The following is a 21,328-nucleotide window of genomic DNA, read 5'->3' as shown; positions in this document are numbered from 1 at the left end:
AAAGTTTCAACTACGTCCCCTGGCCTTTATGTCTTGAAAAGTCTTTTCAGGTAGCGTCCGGTATGGGACTCCGGCGCGGCCGCCACCATTTCCGGTGTTCCTTCCGCCACAATCCGGCCTCCGCCGTCGCCCCCTTCCGGTCCGAGGTCGATCAGCCAGTCCGCGGTTTTAATGACATCCAGGTTATGCTCAATGATGAGGACGGTGTTGCCGGCGGTCACGAGACGGTGCAGCGACTCCAGAAGCTTGTGCACGTCAGCGAAGTGCAGGCCGGTGGTTGGCTCGTCGAGAATATAGAGCGTGCGGCCGGTGGCGCGGCGTCCCAGCTCGGTGGCCAGCTTCACCCGCTGCGCCTCACCGCCGGAAAGCGTGGTGGAGGACTGGCCGAGCGCGATATACCCCAGTCCCACCTCGTTCAGCGTCCCGAGGAGGCGCGAGAGGGACGGAATATTTTTAAAGAACTCCAGCCCCTCCTCCACCGGCATCTCCAGGACTTCGGAAATGGTCTTTCCCTTATACCGCACCTGGAGGGTTTCTTCGTTGAAGCGCTTCCCCTGACAAACCTCGCATTTCACGTAAACATCCGGAAGGAACTGCATGGAAATCTTGAGCGTGCCGTCCCCTTCGCAATTCTCGCAGCGCCCGCCTTTCACGTTGAAGGAGAAACGCCCTGGTTTATAGCCTCGCCGTTTGGCTTCCGGAAGCATCGAGAAAAGATCCCGGATGGAGGAGTAGGCTCCGGTGTAGGTCGCTGGATTGGAGCGCGGCGTGCGTCCGATGGGGGATTGGTCCACCACAATCACTTTATCCAGCGCGTCGCTTCCTTTGAGCGAACGGAACTTCCCCGGCGGCTCCTTAGAATGATAGAGACGCTGAGCCAGGGCTTTGTACAGGATCTCGTGAACAAAAGTGGATTTTCCTGAACCGGAAACGCCGGTGATCCCGACGAAACAGCCGAGCGGAATTTTGACATCGATATTTTTCAGATTGAACTGCGCCGCGCCGGAGATTTCGAGGAACCGGCCCTGCGGCGCGCGGCGGGTGGGCGGAACCGGGACCTGAAGCTGCCCCTTCAAATACTGGCCTGTCAGCGAGCGCGGCTCCGCCAGGATTTTTGCCAGAGATCCTTCCGCGACGATATGCCCGCCATGCACACCCGCGCCGGGTCCCAGATCCACGATCCAGTCCGCGGCCCGGATGGTTTCCTCGTCATGCTCAACAACCAGAAGCGTATTACCCAGATCGCGCAGACGGAAAAGCGTCTGAAGGAGACGGTCGTTATCCCGCTGATGCAGCCCGATGGTCGGCTCATCCAGAACATACATCACGCCGACCAGGCCCGAGCCGATCTGCGTGGCCAGATGAATCCGCTGGGCTTCCCCGCCCGCCAGCGTCGCGCTCTCGCGGTCCAGCGTGACATAGTCGAGACCCACGTTGACAAGAAAAGTCAGCCGGCTCTGGACTTCCTTCAGAATCTGCCGGGCGATCTGCCGTTCTTTGTCTGACAAGGGCGTCACCCCCGAGTGCCCCTGTCGGGGGCCCATCATCTTAGATCCCCCGCCAGTACCCGCGGGGGATGACAACTGGGAGAAAAATTCGGCCGCGCGGCTGACGGATAGCGCGCAGATCTCGGAAATCGATCGCTTGGCGATCGTCACCGCCAGGCACTCCGGCTTCAGCCGGGCGCCCTTGCAAGAGGGACACAGGCGCCGCCGCATAAAGCGGTTGAAGATTTCCTCTTTAACGAACTCCGACTCGCTCTCCTTATGGCGGCGCTGCAGGTGCGGAATGACCCCTTCGAATTCCTGATCGACTTTCCCCCAATGGACTTTATACTGCCCTCCGCCGTAGAGAATCAGTTTTTGCTGGTCGCGGGTCAGCTCTTTCCACGGCCGCTCCGTCGGAATGCGGTTGCGGCGGCAGACGTCTTCCAGAATTTCTTCATAGTAGCCCGCCCAGGAACGTTTCCATCGGTGCGTGCGGGTAGTGACCGGATTGGACCACGCCGTAACGACACCGTCGCGAATCGAAAGGGATTCATCGGTCACGACGAGATCCGGATCCACTTCCAATTTGGTTCCCAACCCATCGCAGCCGGTGCAGGCGCCGTACGGCGAATTAAAACTGAACATCCGCGGCTCAATCTCCGGAAGGCACGTCCCGCAGCTGGTGCAGGCGTGGTGTTCGGAAAAGAGCTGTTCCGACCCGCCGTTCTTCCCCTCGGAATGGATGAGGACCAATCCCCGGCTTTCGCGCAAGGCGGTTTCGATGGAGTCGGCCAGGCGTTCGTGCACATCTTCGGCCATGACCAGGCGGTCCACCACCAGATCAATGCGGTGTTTCTTGTAGCGATCAAGCGGGATGTCCTCATCGAGTCCCAGAACCTGGCCGTTCACGCGCACCCGCGCGAATCCCGACTGGCGCAGGCGATTGAACAACTCCTGATAGATGCCGATCCGTCCCTGAATCAGCGGCGCCATGATCTGGATCTTGGTACCGGAGGGAAAATGCAGGATTTCGTTAATGATCTGTTGGGCGGACTGCGGTTTGATTTCCCGGCCACACTGGGGGCAATGCGGCTTGCCGATACGGGCAAACAGCAGGCGCAGGTAGTCGTAAATCTCGGTCACGGTCCCGACGGTGGAGCGCGGGTTATGAGAAGGCGTACGTTGCTCGATGGCGATGGCCGGCGACAGGCCTTCGATCAGGTCCACATCCGGCTTTTCCATCAACTCGAGGAATTGGCGCGCGTAGGCGGAAAGGCTCTCGACGTAGCGCCGCTGGCCTTCGGCGTAGATCGTATCGAACGCCAGCGAGGATTTCCCGGATCCGGACAAGCCGGTGATGACCACGAGCTGGTCGCGCGGGATCTTCAGCGTGATGTTCTTGAGGTTGTGCTGGCGCGCCCCGCGAATAACGATCGACTCGCTCGTCATCGTTTGTGGCCCCTTAAATGAAGTGAAGCGTGGGAACAGCGGTCGAAGCGGACGGACGCTGAAGGACCGAGTCCTGGCTGTTGAGCGACTCGTCTTGGTCGGGATGATCCAGGTTGTAGTGCAGACCGCGGCTTTCCTGGCGCATCATCGCGCTGCGGATCACCAGTTCGGCCACCGTAGCGATGTTCCGGAGCTCCAGAAGATCCGGTGTCACGAGGAAGTCCCAGTAGTATCCGTGAATCTCCTGTTGAAGCACCTGGATGCGGCGGAAGGCCCTTTCCAGACGCTTGTCGCTGCGAACAATCCCGACATAGTTCCACATCAGCTGCCGGATCTCGTTCCAGTTGTGAGAGATAATCACTTGCTCGTCATTATTGCGGGCATTGCCGGGATTCCATTCAGGGATCTTGACGAACGGATTGGGAACCGGCTGGTCCTTCTGCAAAGACGCATAAGCCCGGTGCGCGAAAACCAGACCTTCCAAAAGAGAATTGGAGGCCAGACGGTTGGCCCCGTGCAGCCCGGTACAGGCGACTTCCCCGATGGCCCAGAGGTTCTGGATCGTCGTCCGCCCGATGGAATCCGTTTGCACGCCGCCGCAGAAAAAATGGGCCGCCGGCACCACGGGAATCATGTCCTTCGCGATATCGATTCCAAGCCGCAGGCACTGCTGGTAGATGGTCGGGAAACGTTTTTTAACAAACTCCTCCCCTTTATGGCGGATATCCAGATACACACAGGAGGCTCCGCTTTTTTTGAGTTCGCTGTCGATGGCCCGGGCCACGATATCGCGAGGCCCCAGCTCTTTCGCCGGGTGATAGGCTTCCATAAACGTTGATCCGTCCCCATGCCGGAGAATGCCGCCTTCACCGCGCACCGCCTCGGAAATCAAAAAGAATTTCGCACTGGGATGGTACAGACAGGTTGGGTGGAACTGCACAAACTCCATATTGGACAGGTTGGCGCCCGCCCGGTAGGCCATGGCCATGCCGTCGCCGGTCGCCACGTCCGGATTCGAGGTGTAGAGATAAACCTTACCGGCTCCGCCGCTGGCCAAGAGCGTCGCCCGTCTGGCGCGGAAGGTGATCACCCGCTGCGCCCGCCGGTCCAGGACATAAACCCCCAGGCAGGTATAGGGAGGCTTCCCTCCGAGCTTTTCGGTGGTGATCAGATCAACGGCAATATGGTATTCGAAGAAACGGACCTTTTCGCAGAGATGGGCTTTTTGAAGCAGGGTCCTGGCGATTTCAGCGCCTGTAAAATCCCCTGTATGCAGCACGCGGCGTTTGGAATGTCCGCCTTCCAACCCCAGCTCGAAGGATTGCTCTTCGGCCTGAAGGAACATCGGGCCTTCTTCATCCTCTCGCGCGAAGGACATGCCCCATTGAATCAGCTCTTTGATCCGTGCGGGAGCTTCCTCGACAACCCCCCGGACGATGTCTTCTTTGCACAATCCGGCCCCGGCCACGATCGTATCGTGAGCGTGCAGCTCAAAACTGTCGTCCGGCGACATCACCGCGGCGACTCCCCCCTGGGCATAGGAGGTCGCGCCGTCCAGAAAATCCTTTTTGGAGACCAGCGCGACGGTCCCCAGTTCGGAAAGCTTGATGGCGGCGCTGAGTCCGGCGATGCCGCTGCCGATGATGAGATAGTCTGCTTCGATGTCGTTCATAGTTCGACTCACTTCGTGCTTCGACTTTCGCTCAGCACCCTGAGCCTGTCGAAGGGTTTCGCTCACTATTGCCCTGAGCGAAGTCGAAGGGCATCAGGAGATGATTACATTATCGATCAATCGGGTCTTATGGATCCAGAGTGCGGCGGCCAACAAAGCCGGCCTCCGGATGGTCTGCATCGACTCCAGCGTCACCGGATCCACGACGGAAATATAATCGATGCGGCCGCCGGGAATCGTCGTCAAGACACCGCGCAAGCGCTTCACGAGACGGTTCGACTGAGTCATAATGCGGCGTTCCACCAGTTCCCGCCCCAAATAAAGCGCCTGATAGAGCTTCACCGCTTCTTCCCGGTCCTTCGCCGAGAGATACCGGTTCCGGGAGGAACAGGCCAATCCGTCGGGTTCGCGCACCGTGGGACAGGCCACCACACGAACCGGCATCTGCAGATCCTCCACCATGCGGTTGATCAAGCAGACCTGCTGGTAATCTTTTTCCCCGAAATAGGCGCGGGTGGGCCGGACCATGTTAAACAACTTGGCGACAACGGTTGCCACCCCGCAGAAATGCCCCGGACGAGAGGGACCACAGAGCGTTTGAGCCAGAGCCGGCACATCCACAAGGGTTGCAAACCCTTTGGGATACATCTCATGGACACCGGGAATAAAGACGGCATCCACCTGCGCGTGCTTCAGCCATTGGACATCGGATTCCCAGGTCCGCGGGTATTTTTTCAGATCTTCCTTCGGACCGAACTGCAGCGGGTTGACAAAAATCGACACCACGACAAAGTCATTTTCCTTTCGGGCACGCTGCATAAGCGACGCATGCCCCTGATGTAGCGCCCCCATGGTGGGGACAAATCCGATGGATCGCTTCTGCTGTTGGCAATGAAAAGAAATGGAACGCATGTCAGGGATCGAGCGGATGATTTTCATGTCAGCCTCCTTGGCCGGATTCAAAAGCTTTGATAAAGAAATTTACCAACCGCTGTTCATATCCTTCTTTGTCGACCATCCAGGGTTCCCCGTGGTCGGCTCCGGGCACAACCCAAATCGATTTAGGTTCTCCAGCCGCCTCGACCAGCTCAGCAAAATCCCACATGGGGGTCCGCCGGTCATTTTCCGGTTGGATCAGAAGAAGAGGTCGCGGTGCGATTTTGCGGATGGCTTCTACCGGGGCAAAATCGCCGATCCGCCTTCCCAGACGCAGAGACGCAAACCAGAGCGCCAAAGGAATAAACGGGAAATACGGAATGGAATAATATAGCCAGGAAAAATGCCTGACGGTCTTGTAAATATACGAAAAAGAGCTTTCCGCCGCGACCGCTGAAAGCTCCGGGTGTTGAGCGGCTCCGGCGATGGCCACCGCCGCGCCCAGCGAGTGACCGTAGATTCCCAGACGCTTGCAGCACTCCGGCTTCTGGCTCTTCAGAAACGCGATGGCGTTGTCCAGATCCTTCAGCTCCAGCGGTCCCAACGATGTCCGTTTCCCTTCGCTGTCGGCATGGCCGCGGAAATTGTAATAGAACAGGTTCCAGCGTCCAACGCGCTGCAGGCACGCGGTGTTCAGCAGCATATCCCCGGCATTGGAACCGATGCCATGCTGGATGATGATCGTCACCGGCGAAGGCGTGGCCGCCGGGACAAACCAGCCGCTCAACCGCAGGCCGTCGAAGGAACGGAACGAAACCGTTTCATACGTCCATCCGAAGTCATCGGGCCGGTACGGAACCTCCAGATAAGGGATCCGCGTGATCTCCAGAGAGGCATACCAGGCCACCGACACAATCAGAACAATGATCGCTCCGATAATCATCCAGAGTACGGTCATCCGGAATAAGCGTGCGACGGGTCGGGATACTGACCCGAACGGACCTCCCGGCCATAACATCTGGCGGCCTGCGTAATGATGGCGCGCAGATCCGCGTAGGTCTTCACAAAACGCGGATGCGGCGGCGGGGTGAGTCCCAGAAAATCGTCGGTCACCAGAATCTGCCCGTCGCAGGACGGCCCGGCACCGATCCCGATCGTCGGAATGGTGAGCGCACGGGTGATCCGGCGGGCCAGATCTATCGGCACGCATTCCAGCACGATGGAAAAAACCCCTAAACGTTCCAGCAACTGGGCCTCTTTCAATAGTTTTTGCCGCGCCGCGCGCTCGCGCCCCTGCACTTTAAAACCACCGAATAAATTGACGGATTGCGGCGTCAGCCCGAGGTGCCCCATCACCGGGATCTTGGCCGCCAGAAGCGCCCGGATCACCGGGGCCATTTCCGAGCCCCCCTCGATTTTCACGGCCTGCGCCCCCAGTTTCAGCATGCGGCCGCAGTTGCGCACCGCTTCTTCGGGTGACGCGTGGTAGGACAGATACGGCATATCCGTCACGAGCAGCGCCCGTGTGTTGCCGCGCGCCACGATGCGGGTATGGTAAGCCATGTCGTCCACCGTGACCGGCAGCGTGGACGCATAGCCCAGTTTCACCATGCCCAGCGAATCCCCGACGAGAAGAAGGTCGACTCCGGCCTCGTTCAAGAGCCGCGCCATCGTGTAGTCATAGCAGGTGAGAGCCACAATCCGCTGTCCGGCCTTCTTCATGGCCATCACTCCGGGAACTGTAACGCGCTCGAGTTTCTTCTTATCCATGGGGTTCTCCCGTGCAGACACCCAGTTCCGCCAGCGCCGCCTGCAGGAACGGGCGGTTTTTCAGTTCCGGATGAGGGATAACAAGACGAGGATGATTCACCGTTTGATCTCCATAGAACAGGATATCCAAGTCAATGGTTCTTGGGCCCCAGCGTTTCTGTCGAATCCGTCCTAAACTCTGCTCGACCGCCAGCAGCCGGTCCAGCAACTCCAGAGGCTCCAACGTCGTTTCAATTTCAGCAACCCCGTTAATGAAATCCGGCTGATCAAGCGGCCCGACAGGCTTGGTTTCCGTCAATAGGGACACCGCCTGCAGATGGATCTCCGGTGTTTGAGCCAGGCGATCCAGCGCCTGGGTGATCCAGGCGCGACGGTTACCGAGGTTCGATCCCAGGGCGATATACGCCTTTACCATTTCACTTTCTGAATCCGTTGAACCGCTTCGAGCAGGCGCGGTTCTTCGACGGTCAGCGCAAAACGGACATAGCCTTCTCCAGACGGCCCGAATCCGACGCCGGGCGTGCAGACCACCCCGGCTTCATCCAACAAGCGTCCTGCCACTTGCGCAGACGGAAGATTTTTCGGTGTATGCGCCCAGACATAAAACGTCGCAGGCGGCGGGCGCACATTCCAGCCGGCTTGACGAAGGGCGCCGACAAACAGGTCGCGGCGGCGACGATAGAGCGCCCGCATGTCGTCGACAAAAGCGGCCGGCCCTTCCAGCGCCGCGATTCCGGCTTCCTGAATCGCCTGGAAAGCGCCCGAGTCCATGCTGTCCTTGATCGTGGCCAGCCCCTTGATGATGTCCGGATTCCCGGCCACCCAGCCCAACCGCCAACCCGTCATGTTGTAGGTCTTGGAGAGCGAATGGAATTCAACGCCGACCTCTTTGGCGCCGGGAATCTGAAGAAAGCTCAACGGCACGTCTTCGTAGTACATCTCAGAATAGGCGTTATCGAACGCCACAATGAGTTTGTGCTCACGGGCAAACGCCACGACGTCTTCCAGGAAACTCCTGGGAGCCACCGCGGCGATGGGGTTGTTCGGATAGTTGAGAAAGAGGATCTTCGCCCGGGACAAAACACCGGCCGGAATGCGGCGGAACTCCGGCAGAAAATTCCGCTCCTCTTTCAGCGGCATTCCGTAAGGCTCTCCCCCGGCAAACAGCGTGGCATTTTTGTAAACCGGATACGCCGGATCCGGGACCAGCGCTACATCTCCGGGATTCAGAAACGCAAACGGAAAATGCCCAAGCCCTTCTTTGGAGCCGATGATCGAATAAATCTCCATCGCAGGGTCCAGCGCCACCTGGAAGCGCTTTTTCATCCAGGCCGCGATGGCCTGACGGTAGCTCAGGAGTCCGGCGCCGAACGGATAGTGATGATTGACCGCTTTGGCCAACGCCCGCTGCCCGGCCTCAATAATGTGGGACGGGGTTGGACGGTCCGGGTCGCCCACGCCGAGCGAAATAATATCGACCCCACTGTCGATCGCCGCCTTTTTTTTGCGGTCGATTTCGGCAAAGAGATAGGGCGGCAGCTGTTCGATACGATGGGCGTATTTCATAACCCGAAAACGTCCTGCATGGAATAAAGACCGGGCTTCTGCCGAACCACCCATTGAGCCGCTTTGAGCGCGCCGGCGGCAAGGATGTCGCGAGACTCCGCGTGATGCGCCAACTCCAGATGATCGGCCGGGCCCCTGAAGAAAATCCGGTGATCGCCGATGACCTCGCCCTCACGGATGGATTCGTAGGTCACTTTTTTCCCCGTGGCTTTTTCAATCAGCCCGCCCGCCTGAAGCGCGGTTCCGGAAGGCGCGTCCTTCTTGTGGACATGGTGCGTCTCCTGAATATGCACCGCGTACTCCGGCAGGGACTGCGCAATCCGCTGAGCAACGCTGAAAAAGACGTTCACACCAAGACTCATATTGGAAGACTTCACGATCGGGATCTCCCGGGACAGAGCCGTTATCTGGCTTTCCTGCTCCGGCTTGAAACCGGTTGTTCCGACGACAAAGGCTTTTTTATATTTGCGCATCATCGGCAGCAGCTGGACCGTGGCTTCCGGGATGGTGAAATCGATGACCACATCGGCTTTCTCGATGAACGACGTGTCGGTCCCGATCGGGAAGGCGGCGGCAACGCTCCGGCCCGCAGACTCAAGTCCATAAATAACCTGGAGCCCCGGGTCCTGGGCCGCCAAGGCGGCGATACGGTTCCCCATCCGGCCGGCGGCTCCCGCGATAAGGAGTTTGACGGTCATGGCCATTCCAGAAGCGGGCAGGCCTTCAAGGCCGCGACCAGTTTCCTTTTATTGTCCGGGCTCATCGGCACGAGTGGCATCCGCAGTTCTTCCCGACACAACCCGAGATGCGCCATCGCCGCCTTGATGGGAATGGGATTGGTTTCAATAAAGAGCGACCGCATGAGCGGAAACATTTTCTTATGAATATCCAGCGCGCGATCCGTGTGGCCATGCGACCAGGCGCGGCAGAGTTCCGCCATCGCTCCAGGAAGGATGTTCGCAATCACGGAGATCACGCCCTTGGCGCCCAACGCCATGAGCGGAATCGTCAGGGAATCATCACCGGAAAGAATAAGGAAGCGATCCGTCCCAAGCGCAGAAACCAGCTGGCTGGTGTAGTCCATGGTGCCGGAAGCTTCCTTGATCCCGACGATGGTCGGACAGTCTTTGGCCAGTTGAATAACCGTTTCCGGAGTCACGTTCACAACGGAGCGGCCCGGAATATTGTAGAGAATGATCGGCAGAGGCGTGGCTTTCGCAACGATTCGAAAGTGCTCGTACAGGCCGCGGGCGGTGGGCTTATTGTAGTAAGGGACCACGACCAGCGCTCCCTGAGCCCCCACTTTGTGGGCATGGCGAACCAACTCCAGCGTTTCCGCTGTGGAATTGGATCCGGCTCCGGCGATCACAGGAAGACGGCCGCGGGCCGTTTTCACGACCACCTCCACGACGTGCCGGTGCTCCTCGTGCGTCAGCGTGGCCGATTCCCCCGTTGAACCGCATGGAACCAGACCATCCGAATGCGCATCGATATGGTACTCCACCAGGGCCTTCAGCCGGGTCTCATCAACTCGACCGTTTTTAAACGGGGTCACCAGCGCGACATAAGATCCTTTGAACATAGTCACTCCTTCACGGTTTGTTTTCAAAATGGCCAGCAAACGTCCGCCGCACAGGCCCTTTCAGCGTTACCTGACGGGCCGGGTGTTTCGGGGTTTCCGGATGCAGCTGAAAATCCACGTCCAGCGCATCGCCGCCGGCGGTGAGGCAGCGCACGACCGGCTTCACCAATCCACGGAGAGACGCGGCGATGGCGCTTGCTGAAACGCCGGTGCCGCAGGCGAGCGTTTCCCCTTCCACGCCCCGCTCGTACGTGCGCACCCGGAGCGTATGGTCATTGAGCCGCTGAACAAAATTGACGTTAGCCCCTTCAGGGCCAAAGGCGCGATGAAAACGTAATGCGCGCCCTTCTTCGGCGATCCGGACTTTTTTGACATCGCTCACCAGCACAACCGCATGCGGGACCCCGGTATTGATAAACATCAGGCGGTACGACTGCCCAGTGGCTTTCACCATCAGGGCCGGCTGATAATCACGCGGATCTGACAATGTGATGCGGACGATTTCTCCAGCCACGTGACCTTGCACCCGTCCGGCATCTGTCTGAAAATCGAATTGCTGACCGACCACGCCCCACTCTTTCGCGGCCCAGGCAATGCAGCGGGCGCCGTTTCCGCACATCCTCGCGCGCGAACCGTCCGAATTGAAATAAACCATTCGGAACTCCGTCTGACGGCTGGGTTCCAGAAGCAAAAGTCCATCCGCGCCGACTCCGAAATGCCGGTCACACAGCCGTCGCGCCCAGCCGGCGATATTCTTTGAAAGAAGGCGGCGACGATTGTCGATGACGACAAAGTCATTGCCGGATCCGCTCATTTTCCAAAAAGGAATATTTTTCATAAATCTCTCATTCGTCATCCCCGGCGGTAGCTGGCCGGGGATCCATAGATTCCCCGCCAGAACCCGCGGGGAATGACGAGCTATACCTCCGGGATATGTTCCCCTCTCACGAGATCGTCCAGCGTCTCCCGGTCGCGCACCACCGTCCATCGGCGCCCGTGCACCAGCACTTCGGGTGGCCGCAGCCGTGAATTATACTGTGACCCCATGACATACCCGTAGGCTCCGGCGGTCGCGACCACCAGTCCATCCTCCGGTTCGGGAAGCGTCATCGTGCGATTCCGTGCCAGATAATCGCCGGACTCGCACACAGGCCCGACGATATCCGCTGTGATCTGTTTCCCCTTCCTCTGCTGAAGGGGATAAACCGCATGATACGCATCATAAAGCGCCGGACGGGCCAGGTCATTCATGGCGGCATCGACGATGATGAAATGTTTCTCTCCTACATTTTTCCGGTAAAGAACCTTGGTCAGGAGAATGCCGGCGTCGCCGACCAGATAACGCCCGGGCTCCAGCAACAGCACGAGATCACGCCCCTGAAGGCGTTTCTGAATCTCCAAAGCGAGTTGTTTCGGCGTGGGCGGCGTTTCGTTCCGGTACCGGATGCCAAGGCCGCCGCCCAGATCGAGATGCCGGAGGAGGATTCCTTCCTCTTCCAGCCGGTCGATCAATCCCAGGACACGATCCAACGCCGCCAGGTAAGGCTTGGTGCTGGTGATTTGAGAACCAATATGGCAATGAATGCCCACTAAATGAATTCTGGGCAGCCGTGCCGCCAACCGGAAAACACCCATGGCTTTACTGAGCGGAATACCGAACTTATTTTCTTTCTTACCGGTCGTAATGTGGTCATGCGTGAATGCGTCTACATCGGGATTAATGCGGATCGCCACCGGCGCCGCCTGATGAACCGACGCGGCCACGCGGTCGATCGCCTGAAGTTCCTCGACGGATTCCACATTGAACATCAGAATGCCCGCTTCCAGGGCCATCCGGATCTCGTCCGGCCGCTTCCCGACACCGGAAAATACGATTTTGTCGGCCGGGATCCCCGCTCGCCGGGCACGGTACAGCTCGCCGGCCGACACGATGTCCGCTCCTGCGCCGGCCTTGGCCAAAACAGAAAGGACCGCCGCATTGGAATTCGCTTTCACCGCGAAAAGGACCTGATGATTCAGCGCCTGAAAGGCTTCATCAAAACGTTGAAAATTGTCCAACAGGCGCGCCCGGCTGTACACGTACGCGGGAGTGCCGACGTCATGGAGAAGCCGCACGAGGGGCACTTCTTCCATCCAGAGTTGGCGCATTCGGTAGCGCAGCGTTGGAGGTAAGGGAGGCATTAGACTCATTTGTTTAAAAGGACCAGTAGACGCTCATTATAATGACGAACCAGATCTGTGGGGACCAAACCCTGAACAACCATGGCTTCACGACGGGCCCCGGAACGATCTCCCCGATCGAACAAGACCCACGCTTTGACGAAATGCACCAGCGGCGACTCCGGATAACCGGCGACAAGTTGTTTCATCATATGATCGGTTTCTTGAGGACGATTCAGCTGGTGATAAGCCAGAAAGAGTTTCAGCCGGACATCGTCGCGCTTGCGATCCGCTTTGAGCGCTTCCTCCCAGGCTTTGACCGCTTGATTGAAATCCTCCTGCTTCCGGTAAATATCTCCCAAACGCACATCGTAGTCGGCACGGGGAAGCGAGGTTTTGGCCTGTTGAAGCACCGCCGTCGCATTCACCATATCCCCCTGCCTCACATAGCAATCCGCCATGGACAAATAGGTTTCCGGCTTCGGCTCGATCTGGAGGGCCTTCTGATAAGCCTCGATGGCCTTATGAAGGTACCCCAGGCGCTGATACACATCGCCGATCTCGCCGTACGGTTGATGATTCTTGGGCCGCAAAGCGATGCAGCGCTGGTAAACCCCGACGGCCAGGGTATCCAGATCCGCATGCGCGTAGGCTCGCGCCAGTTCCAGATTGGCATCCCAGTCTTTGGGATCATCATGCCGCGCATCCTGAAACGCGCCGATGGCGCCGCTGTAGTTCTGCATCGCGCTGCGCATGCGGCCGAGTTTCACAAAGAGCTTGACCCGTTCGCGTTTCAGCGGACGCGACGCCAGGACCAGTTCATACTGCCGGGCCGCGCCGGCATAATCGCTCAGATGGTCCAGGGTCTCGGCCAATTCCAAGCGCAGAACTTTTACGCGATCCACGCGGCCCAATTCGGAGGCCCCTTCAATACTGCGCTGAAGACGCTCCAGCTGTTCTTGCGGCGTTTCAGCGCCGCACACTCTGACCGCCCCCGACAACAGGAGAACGGGAAGCACCCAGAGCCGCTTCACAGGGCCGCCGCCCGGGACCGGATCAATAGGTCAAAATTCTTATCCAGGATCACCCGTTTGATCGCCGGCACCGCCAGGCGGGTGGAGAGAATTCCCGCGTCGATGCTTTCCGCAGAACGGGTCAAATCAATGGCGCTGATATCCCCCATCTGCGGACGGACCACGACATCGGCACGCGCCAGCTCCGCTTTCGACATGGCTTCGCTCTGGATGTAGATCGCCTGGTTGAGCGTGGCCAGGATGTTGCGCGGCTGAAACCGGGAAAAATCCGCCGTGACATCGACCGCTACAATAATATCCGCGCCCATTTCCGTCAGCAAGTCCGTCGGGATATTGCTGACCAGCCCGCCATCGACCAGATACCGGTGGCGGAACAGAACCGGCTCAAAAAGACCCGGGACCGCCGCGGAGGCGCGCGCGGCAAAAGCCACAGAACCTTCCCGGAACACCACACGTTCTCCCGTTTGCAGGTCCGTCGCGCTGCACGTAAAAGGAATCTTGAGCTGATCAAACCGCTGATCCCCGATATGCTTCCGGAGGTAGACCTCCATATTGCGGGTCGACAACAGCTCTTCCATGACCAGCAGCTTGAAGAGAGACAACTGAGAATAATTGGTCAGCGACGACCATCCGATCTCGGCGCACATTTCTTCCATATCCGTGGTCGAAATACCCGAGGCAAACAAGGCCCCGATCAGCGCACCGACGGAAGTCCCGGCAATCAAATTAATCGGGATATTTTCTTCTTGAAGAACTTTGAGAACACCGATATGCGCCAAGCCACGCGCGCCGCCGCCCCCCAGAGCCAGACCCACTTTCGTTTTCTGGTGATGGGGAAGAGTTCGAAGACCGTCCCACAACGCGTCCAGTAAAAACTGGTCTTCCGACGCCACCGGACTCCGGGCAGCCCCAACGCTCGCAGTTTCGGCACTCCAGATGAACGCGATCGCGAGAAGCCCGGCGCTCAACCGTCGCATCAGAATCCGCTCGTTAACGGATGTCCCACCGCTTGTTCGAGAGAGGCCAGCGCATTCAAATGCCCCCGGATCGCCTCGTGATACCGCAGACATGCTTCGAGAAAGGTCCGCTCAGCGATCAATCGTTCATAACCTTGAACACCCTGCCGCCGAAGTGATTCCATCACGGGTTCCAGGCGCCGAAGCGTTTGTTCCCGGGGGGACAGCTCCTCCTGCCAGAAACGGTATCGGGTATACGCCTCCCGGACCTGCATCTGAATCTGGTCAGCGGTTTCAGCGTGCTTCAACGTCGCCTGGCGGTATTGCGCCCGGTGTTCGCGCACCTTGGCCCAGCCGAAAATCATATCGGAAATCGAAACGGGCAGATTAATATTGAGCGTCCCCGCCCAATTGGCGGTCGGCAAATCTAAATCGTGACCGGTCCGCTCGTAACTGGCTCCGAAAGCCACGGTCGGCGTCCGTTCCGCCAGGGACAAACTGATTCCCAGAGCATCCAATTCCTGCTGATATTCTGTTTGCCGCAACTCCGCCCGGTATTGCGTGGACCAGGCCAGCATTTTTTGCAAGTCGAGCTCGACCGGATGGGTTTCAAGCTGGCCTTTGAGCGCCACATTGGTGTTGAGCTCCAGGTTCAGCGTCCGAAGGTACATCAGACGCGCCTGCTGTTCCGCCAGCCTGGCTTCCGCCAGCTGGGCTTTTAAGACGGAGGCCTCGCCCACCAGACGGATCAGGTTCAATCCACCCGTCTCCACTTTGCTCTGGCTGTCAATCGTCTGCTGGATCGCCTGGTATTGGCGGAGTTTTTCCTGTGCCGCCAGCAGATCGTTAAACGCCTGTTTGGCGTCGCCCGTCACTTGAGCCGTCAGCGTATCATTGACGCTCTTGGCGCGTTCGTAGGAAATACGCGCCTGGCGCCAGGTATTCCGGGAACGCCCGCCTTCATAGACCGTCTGATAAATATTGGCGCGCCCGCTGAAGAAATTCTGCCGCGGGCTATCGTCGATCAGCGTGGGCCCCATCGCCGGCTGCAACAGAAGCGGCCGGTCTCCCTCAACCCGGAATTTGCTCCAATTGGCGTTTAAGTCGAGTTTCGGAAAAAAAAGCGATTCCGCTTCGCGAACGCGCTGCATCGCAATATTTACATCTTCACGGGAACTCAAGAGAGCGGGCGAGTTATTCATCGCCAGCCGCACACTGTCTTCAATCGTCAACGTCCGGTCAGGGATCGTCTCCGCCCGGCCGGCCAGCGCCGGCCCAAATCCCAGGACGATCAATAAAGCGATCCGCTTTCTCATGAGCGCATCAATCGTTTGAGCTGGGTGATCTGCTGGCGCACGCGCCGAGGAGAAGTCCCCCCTTCCGAGTCTTTCACATGAACCACTTGATCAATGGAAAGCACGCGCAGAGCCCCTTCGTCAAACAAGCCGTCAAAACGCTTGAGTTCTTCGAGTGTCAGTTCATCGAGCCGGATATGCTGCTTCTCGCAATAACCGACGATCCGCTTCACCGTCCCGTGAGCCGTCCGGAAAGGAACGCCTTTTTCGGTCAGATAGTCCGCGAGCTCGGTGGCCACAAGATATCCCCGGGCACACAGCGCCCGCATGCGCTCCGCGCGCACCGACAAGGTCGCGATCATCGGCGTCGTCACCGCCAGGCACCCCTGAAGCGTGTCCACGGTATCAAACAGGGGCGGCTTGTCTTCCTGGAGATCCCGGTTATACGACAGCGGCAATCCTTTTAGAATCGTTAACAGCGCGATGAGATTTCCGTAAATCCGGCCGGTTTCACCGCGAATGATCTCCGCCACATCCGGATTGCGCTTCTGCGGCATGATGGAGGAACCGGATGTAAAATCGTCCGCCAGCCGGATGATGTTGAATTCAGAGCTGGACCAGAGGATCAATTCCTCGCAGAGCCGTGAGAGATGGGTCATCACGAGCGACGCGGCCGCACAGAACTCCACGAGGAAGTCCCTGTCGGAAACCGCGTCGATCGAGTTCGCGGTCACCTGGGCAAAACCGAGCTGGCGCGCGACATATTTCCGGTCGATCGGAAACGACGTCCCGGCGAGCGCAGCGCTGCCGAGCGGCATTTCATTGGTCCGGTGGCGGGCATCCCGAAGCCGTCCCTTATCCCGTTGAAGCATCCAGGCGTACGCCAGCAGATGGTGGCTGAACAGAATCGGCTGGGCATGCTGCATGTGGGTGAACCCCGGCATGACCACATCCAGATTATCCTCGGCCACCGCCACGATGGCCTGTTGAAGGCGTTCGATCTCACAAAGCACCAGATCGATCTGGTCCCTCAGGTAGAGCCGCAGATCCAACGCGACTTGATCGTTCCGGCTGCGGGCGGTATGCAGTTTGCCCCCGACTGGACCGATCCGGCGGATGAGTTCCCGCTCGATCGCATAATGAATATCCTCTTCTGGAGGAAGGCGTTTGCCTTTCTCGAGGTCTTTGGCAATCGCGGTCAGCCCCGTGATGATCCGCTGGGCATCCCGAGCCGGGATGATGCGGGCGCGGGAGAGCATCCGGGCATGGGCGATACTGCCCAGGATGTCATAGGGAGCCAGACGAATATCAAAACTAAGAGAAGCGATGAACGATTGTGGATTCATTTTTTCCTTCCCTGTAACAACGCCTGGACCTTGATCGGCAATCCGTAGAGGTTGATAAACCCTTCGGCGTCGCGCTGGTTATAGATGGTGTCCGCGCCAAACGTGGCCAGGTCTTCCGAATAAAGAGAATTCGGCGACGTGCGTCCTTCCACGGTGAGTCCGCCCTTGTACAACTTCAGGCGTACGGATCCGGTCATCCGCTTCTGAGTGGAAGCGACAAAAGCCGAGATCGCTTCCCGCAGCGGCGTAAACCAGAGCCCGTTATAGATCATCTCCCCCATTTTCGGCGCCAGAACGAGCTTGGCGTGCAGGGTGTCCCGGTCCAGAACCAACGCTTCCAGCTCCCGGTGCGCCGCGTAAAGGAGGGTCGCTCCAGGCGCTTCGTAAACACCGCGGGACTTCATGCCAACGAGGCGGTTTTCCACCATATCGACACGCCCGATGCCGTGTTTTCCACCCAGGGTATTTAACATCTCTACCAGCTTGACAGGACCGAGCGTACGGCCGTTCACGCGTCTGGGAATACCTTTCTCAAAATCAATCGTGACCCACTCCGGTTTGTTCGGGGCCTCTTCAGGGTCCCGTGTGAGAACAAACATGTCTTTGCGGGGCGGGTTATCCGGGTTTTCCAAAATGCCTCCCTCAAAGCTCATGTGCCAGAGGTTGCGGTCCGACGAATAGGGCTTGGACTTGGTCACCGGAACAGGGATTTTGTGCCGGAGCGCATAATTGATCTCGTCCTCGCGCGACTTCATTTCCCACTCCCGCCAGGGAGCGATCACTTTCACCTCCGGCATCAACGCCTTGAAGGTGAGCTCAAACCGGACTTGATCGTTCCCTTTGCCGGTCGCTCCGTGACAAACCGCCTCGGCGCCTTCTTTTTGGGCAATCTCGACGACTTTTTTGGCAATCACCGGCCTAGCGATTGACGTCCCGAGGAGGTATTTCCCCTCGTAGATAGCCTCGGCCTGTAGCGTCGGCCAGAGATACTCTTCGACGAATTCTTTCCGGGCGTCGATGAGATAGGCTTTGGACGCCCCTGTCGAGAGGGCGCGTTCCTTCAGCCCCTTGGTTTCGGAAGCCTGGCCCACATCCACCGCGCAGGCGATGACCTCGCAGTGATAGCGCTCCTTGACCCAGCGTAAAATAACGGAGGTATCGAGCCCGCCGGAATAAGCGACCACAACTTTTTTGATATTCATGAGGATCTCTTATATAGAAGGATTTTAGACGATAACGAATTATATTTTAATTCGATTTATAGAGTCAAAACGTCAACCAGCGCGGGGGCCGGCGTCGAAGACGCGCTTGAGGACCTTCAGAGCGAAGCGGCGTTCCGAATCGGAGAGCGCCAGGGGCGGCAGGAAGCGGAGCACGTTGTTCTGCGTGCAGTTGATCAGCAGGCCTTGCTGCCGGGCGGCTTCGACGAAAGGAGCACCCGGAACGGTGAGCTCAATCCCGATCATGAGGCCCATGCCCCGCAGTTCCTTCACGTAGGGCTTGCCGGCGATCAAAGACTGCAACTCAGAGGAAAGCCTCGCGGTCTGCTGCTTGACGTTTTTGAGCATCCGGGGAGTGATCATCTTTAATACGGCAAATGCCGCGGCGGAGCAGACCGGGTTTCCGCCAAACGTCGTTCCATGATCTCCCGGGCCAAACACAGACGCTAACCGTGAATGGGCCAACATCGCCCCGATCGGCATGCCACCGCCCAACCCCTTGGCCAGCGTGAGGATATCGGGCTTCACCCCGAAGGTTTGATAGGCGAAAAGATCGCCGGTCCGGCCCAGACCCACCTGGACCTCGTCGAAAATCAACAAAAGGTTGCGCTGATCCGCCAAAACCCGAAGCGCTTTCAAGAACTCCGGGTTGGCCGGCCGGATGCCACCTTCGCCCTGGACCGGCTCCACCAGAATAGCCACGGTTTTGGACGACAGGAGGCTTTGGACCGAATCAATCCGGTTGAACTCGGCCACAGGAAACCCCGGCGGCAGAGGACCGAATCCCTGCTGAAATTTTGGTTGAGGCGTCGCGGCCAGCGTCCCGAGGGTTCTCCCATGAAACGCATTTTCGAAAACAATGATTTCGAACCGGCCCCCTGTCTGATAGCCGAACTTGCGCGCCAGCTTGATCGCGGCTTCATTGGCTTCGGCCCCGGAATTACAGAGAAAAACCTTCTTCGCAAAGGAGCGTTGACACAATGTCTGCGCCAGCCGAGCCGCAGGACCCGAATAAAAAAGATTGGAACAATGAATCAGCGTCCCGGCCTGTTTCCGAATGGCCTGGACCACCGGCGGCATCGCATGGCCGATACCGGAAACCGCCAGACCGGAGAAAAAGTCGAGGTACTTTTTCCCCTTATCGTCCCACACCCAACTGCCGCTGGCCCGCCGGATCACCAGCGGGTTCCGTTTGTAGGTATGAAAAAGATACCGATCAGTCAGCTTTTGAATATCCATAAAAGGAGTTTCAGAATTATAGTAAGAAGACCGTGCCTTGTGCCGGACTGCCCGTCAGAAAATGATCAATGCCTTTGACGATATCGACGGAACCCACTCCGGCGTTCAACGCCCGGATGCAGGCCTGAACTTTGACGATCATGCCGCCGGTAATGACCTTCTCATCGATCAGCTGCTGCGCCTCATCCGGATGAACGGTGTCGATGCGCTGGCCGTCCTTTCCGAGAAGCCCGCCGGAATCGGTCAGAAACACCAGTCGGTCCGCCTGGCAGGCGATGGCCAGCGCCAAGGCAAAATCATCGGCATTGATATTGAGCGGCTGGCGCTGTGCGTCTTCCGCCACCGAGTAAAAGACCGGCAACGGCGTGCGGGTTAATATCTGGACGAGAACCGGCTTGGCCACTTTTAAATCCTCGCCCGCGCGCCCCAACCCCGCCACCGGCACCGCCTCAACCAGATGCTCAAACCGTCCGGAGAAACCGTCCGGAGCGGTCTCGTACCTCTTGAGTTCCTGAACAATGTCCTTATTTAAACGGGACAAAACTTGTTCAACCACCGCCATCGTGGCATCATCCGTATAGCGCCGGCCATTCACGAACGACGCCTGAAGACCGGCCTTCTCCATCGCCCGCGTGATCTCCTTGCCGCCGCCGTGCACCAGGATAACGGGCCGCTGCTTGGACAGCGCTGCGATCTGCTTCAGAAAAGCACTTCGGTGGCCCTGTTCCTCGAGGAGGCTGCCACCGTACTTGATAACAAGAGGATGTTCGTTAGTGAAGTGTCCCATAAGTTCCTTCACGCCGTCATCCCCGAGTGCCCCTGTCGGGGATCCATGGATTCCCTGCCAGAGACCGCAGGGAATGACGAATCAAAAGAAAAAAAGGATAACTTCGTATCCCCATAGGATTCCTGTCTAAAAAGTTTCCACTGAGGGAGCTGAACCGGATTTTCTTTCGCATGGTGCTGAGAAATCACCCAGCCTCCCTCCTTCAGAATCCGCACACGACCGATCTCCTTCAGCGTCGGACCCGTGAGATGAAGCCTCTCGCCAAACGACGGGCGAGCGTCCGCCCGGCCGTGTGGCGGACGGTTCCTGCATATTTCGTGATAGGGTGGCCCCATAAAAATCAGGTCAAACGGGCCGCCCCCCACCGCCAGGTTCCGCGTCACATCCGCCCGCACCAGACGCGCCCGGTCAAAGAGCTGCAGGCGCGACAGATTCTGCCGGATAACGCTCAAGCACCGGGGATTCGAATCGACGAATGTCACCGAAGCGGCGCCCGCAGAAAGCGCTTCAATTCCCACAGCGCCGGAGCCCGCAAACAAATCCAAAAAATAGGACCCCGCGATGCGCGGGCGAAGAATATCGAAGAGTGATTTCTTCACGCGGGCCAGAATGGGCCGCACGCCCGTCGAAAAGGAAGGCGTTTTGATCTGCCGCCGCTTGGCTGTGCCTGAAATAATTCTCATATGTGAAGTGAAAATTATAGCATCGTCCGCGCAAAAAAGCCCCTGCCGTAAACGGCAGAGGCTTTGCAAAAAGTGGACCGGATGGGACTTGAACCCACAGCCTCCTCCATGCCATGTCAGCCGGAAAACCCGCCCAAAACCCAAAAGAAACGCATTTACCGACGAAGAAATACCCCTTGAGCCATAAGGGCTTTTTGTCCATTCTT

General features: G+C 58.3%; 19 protein-coding genes. All 19 read right to left on the bottom strand.

The window, feature by feature from the left end; genetic code table 11:
- Window positions 1–26: 26 nt before the first annotated feature.
- The 19 genes from uvrA to WC859_07325 all read right to left on the bottom strand — a co-directional run bounded on the left by uvrA (window position 27) and on the right by WC859_07325 (window position 21,122).
- Window positions 27–2,936 carry an excinuclease ABC subunit UvrA gene (gene uvrA / locus WC859_07415; GenBank protein ID MFA5975980.1) on the bottom strand — a complete coding sequence of 970 codons (2,910 nt, stop codon included), beginning with the start codon at window positions 2,934–2,936 and terminating at the stop codon, window positions 27–29.
- Window positions 2,937–2,949: 13 nt separating this feature from the next.
- Window positions 2,950–4,608 carry an L-aspartate oxidase gene (gene nadB / locus WC859_07410; protein ID MFA5975979.1) on the bottom strand — a complete coding sequence of 553 codons (1,659 nt, stop codon included), beginning with the start codon at window positions 4,606–4,608 and terminating at the stop codon, window positions 2,950–2,952.
- Between the two features lie 93 nt (window positions 4,609–4,701).
- A complete protein-coding gene (panC, locus tag WC859_07405; GenBank protein MFA5975978.1) occupies window positions 4,702–5,547 on the bottom strand; it encodes a pantoate--beta-alanine ligase in 846 nt (281 codons plus the stop codon).
- Window position 5,548: 1 nt separating this feature from the next.
- Entirely contained in the window at window positions 5,549–6,442 is an 894-nt protein-coding gene (locus tag WC859_07400; GenBank protein ID MFA5975977.1) for an alpha/beta hydrolase, read from the bottom strand.
- Window positions 6,439–7,254, bottom strand: a complete 816-nt coding sequence (panB, locus tag WC859_07395; protein MFA5975976.1) for a 3-methyl-2-oxobutanoate hydroxymethyltransferase — start codon at window positions 7,252–7,254, stop codon at window positions 6,439–6,441. The genes WC859_07400 and panB overlap by 4 nt, the downstream gene beginning before the upstream one ends.
- The gene (folK, locus tag WC859_07390) at window positions 7,247–7,669 is read right to left on the bottom strand and encodes a 2-amino-4-hydroxy-6-hydroxymethyldihydropteridine diphosphokinase (protein ID MFA5975975.1); all 423 of its coding nucleotides are present in this window, start codon (window positions 7,667–7,669) and stop codon (window positions 7,247–7,249) included. The genes panB and folK overlap by 8 nt, the downstream gene beginning before the upstream one ends.
- Window positions 7,663–8,820 carry an LL-diaminopimelate aminotransferase gene (locus WC859_07385; GenBank protein ID MFA5975974.1) on the bottom strand — a complete coding sequence of 386 codons (1,158 nt, stop codon included), beginning with the start codon at window positions 8,818–8,820 and terminating at the stop codon, window positions 7,663–7,665. The genes folK and WC859_07385 overlap by 7 nt, the downstream gene beginning before the upstream one ends.
- Window positions 8,817–9,518, bottom strand: coding sequence for a 4-hydroxy-tetrahydrodipicolinate reductase (dapB, locus tag WC859_07380; protein ID MFA5975973.1), 702 nt, complete (start codon window positions 9,516–9,518; stop codon window positions 8,817–8,819). Before dapB ends, WC859_07385 begins: the two co-directional genes overlap by 4 nt.
- Window positions 9,515–10,402: a 4-hydroxy-tetrahydrodipicolinate synthase gene (dapA, locus tag WC859_07375; protein ID MFA5975972.1), complete on the bottom strand. Its 888-nt coding sequence runs from the start codon at window positions 10,400–10,402 to the stop codon at window positions 9,515–9,517. Before dapA ends, dapB begins: the two co-directional genes overlap by 4 nt.
- A gap of 10 nt (window positions 10,403–10,412) precedes the next feature.
- A complete protein-coding gene (gene dapF, locus WC859_07370; GenBank protein ID MFA5975971.1) occupies window positions 10,413–11,240 on the bottom strand; it encodes a diaminopimelate epimerase in 828 nt (275 codons plus the stop codon).
- 80 nt (window positions 11,241–11,320) lie between these two features.
- Window positions 11,321–12,583: a diaminopimelate decarboxylase gene (gene lysA / locus WC859_07365; GenBank protein ID MFA5975970.1), complete on the bottom strand. Its 1,263-nt coding sequence runs from the start codon at window positions 12,581–12,583 to the stop codon at window positions 11,321–11,323.
- A 5-nt stretch (window positions 12,584–12,588) separates the two neighbouring features.
- Complete coding sequence (locus tag WC859_07360; protein ID MFA5975969.1) at window positions 12,589–13,596, bottom strand: tetratricopeptide repeat protein; 1,008 nt, start codon at window positions 13,594–13,596, stop codon at window positions 12,589–12,591.
- A complete protein-coding gene (locus tag WC859_07355; GenBank protein ID MFA5975968.1) occupies window positions 13,593–14,573 on the bottom strand; it encodes a patatin-like phospholipase family protein in 981 nt (326 codons plus the stop codon). The genes WC859_07360 and WC859_07355 overlap by 4 nt, the downstream gene beginning before the upstream one ends.
- Window positions 14,573–15,868 (bottom strand): TolC family protein, encoded by a 1,296-nt coding sequence (locus WC859_07350; protein MFA5975967.1) that lies wholly within the window; start codon window positions 15,866–15,868, stop codon window positions 14,573–14,575. The genes WC859_07355 and WC859_07350 overlap by 1 nt, the downstream gene beginning before the upstream one ends.
- Complete coding sequence (argH, locus tag WC859_07345; protein ID MFA5975966.1) at window positions 15,865–17,193, bottom strand: argininosuccinate lyase; 1,329 nt, start codon at window positions 17,191–17,193, stop codon at window positions 15,865–15,867. Before argH ends, WC859_07350 begins: the two co-directional genes overlap by 4 nt.
- On the bottom strand, window positions 17,190–18,389 hold the full coding sequence (locus WC859_07340; protein MFA5975965.1) for an argininosuccinate synthase: 1,200 nt from the start codon (window positions 18,387–18,389) through the stop codon (window positions 17,190–17,192). The genes argH and WC859_07340 overlap by 4 nt, the downstream gene beginning before the upstream one ends.
- A gap of 78 nt (window positions 18,390–18,467) precedes the next feature.
- A complete protein-coding gene (locus tag WC859_07335) occupies window positions 18,468–19,652 on the bottom strand; it encodes an aspartate aminotransferase family protein (GenBank protein MFA5975964.1) in 1,185 nt (394 codons plus the stop codon).
- Window positions 19,653–19,668: 16 nt separating this feature from the next.
- Complete coding sequence (gene argB / locus WC859_07330) at window positions 19,669–20,439, bottom strand: acetylglutamate kinase (protein MFA5975963.1); 771 nt, start codon at window positions 20,437–20,439, stop codon at window positions 19,669–19,671.
- Window positions 20,440–20,447: 8 nt separating this feature from the next.
- The gene (locus WC859_07325; protein MFA5975962.1) at window positions 20,448–21,122 is read right to left on the bottom strand and encodes an RsmD family RNA methyltransferase; all 675 of its coding nucleotides are present in this window, start codon (window positions 21,120–21,122) and stop codon (window positions 20,448–20,450) included.
- Window positions 21,123–21,328: the final 206 nt, after the last annotated feature.

This window comes from Elusimicrobiota bacterium, from assembly GCA_041660185.1.
Lineage (GTDB): Bacteria > Elusimicrobiota > Elusimicrobia > 2-01-FULL-59-12 > 2-01-FULL-59-12 > JBAZWU01.
This window is presented reverse-complemented; position numbering and strand designations above follow the sequence as displayed.